The 414-nt window shown below is 58.0% G+C and carries 1 pseudogene; it reads left to right on the plus strand.

Annotated features, from left to right (window positions below):
• Nucleotides 1-414, plus strand: a pseudogene (locus JUK32_RS28765) (IS21 family transposase); the annotation flags it as partial.

A 414-nucleotide genomic window follows, 5' to 3' on the forward strand; every position in this document is an offset into this window, starting at 1 on the left:
CCGCCTGCGAGACTGGAGCACCCGGAGCGACCCGTTAGCTGGGGTGTGGGAAGAGGAGTTGGAGCCGATGTTGAGGCAGGAGCCACGGCTGCAGCCCATGACGTTGTTCGATTACTTGCAAGAGCATTATCCCGGTCAATATCCGCAAGTGCTGCGGACTCTGCAACGGCGGGTGAAGACCTGGAAAGCGTTGTATGGCAAAGCGCCCGAGGTCATGTTTGAGCTGCGCCACGAGCCAGGAGTGATGGGCATCTCCGACTTTACGGAACTGAAAGGGGCGGTGATTACCATCAACGGTGAACCGTTTGAGCATCTGCTCTATCACTACCGCTTGGCGTACAGCGGTTGGCGCTACGCCCAGGTGATTCAAGGCGGCGAGAGTTTCGTCGCCTTATCAGAAGGGTTGCAGAATGC

Origin of the sequence: Halomicronema sp. CCY15110 (genome assembly GCF_016888165.1) — a bacterium.
In the GTDB taxonomy this organism is placed as follows: domain Bacteria; phylum Cyanobacteriota; class Cyanobacteriia; order Phormidesmidales; family Phormidesmidaceae; genus Halomicronema.